1 protein-coding gene is annotated in these 338 nt (G+C 29.3%); it reads right to left on the bottom strand.

The annotated features are described in order from the left end of the window. A partial coding sequence (locus tag A9G09_RS12905; protein ID WP_218056893.1) for a sulfatase-like hydrolase/transferase occupies positions 1-338 on the bottom strand: 338 nt, incomplete at both ends.

The following is a 338-nucleotide window of genomic DNA, read 5'->3' as shown; positions in this document are numbered from 1 at the left end:
TATTATATTTTTTTCTTCTAGTAATGGTCGCTCGTCATTTGGTTTGGCGAATGAGAATAGCATAGGGATTGAATCTCGAGTGATAGAAGCAGGAGAATGAACTTCTGGTACTATACAGCTATTTGATTGAGTAAAAATATTGTGCATTTCTGGTGTTGTATTTTTATTATATCCATAAATGTTATGTCGCCCTCTATAGGCTGATTCACCTAAAATGAAAATAATATTTTTATATTTATTAAATGTATTTGCATTATGTGAATTTACGATTGAATGATTAAAGTTTTCATGCTCAATGACATTTGTGTATTTTTCGCTAAAACCCAAATAATCAATTA

Origin of the sequence: Gilliamella sp. wkB292 (genome assembly GCF_001690235.1) — a bacterium.
Taxonomy (GTDB): domain Bacteria; phylum Pseudomonadota; class Gammaproteobacteria; order Enterobacterales; family Orbaceae; genus Gilliamella; species Gilliamella apicola_F.
The sequence above is the reverse complement of the archived record's forward strand: the minus strand, read 5'-3'. Positions and strand labels throughout refer to the sequence as shown.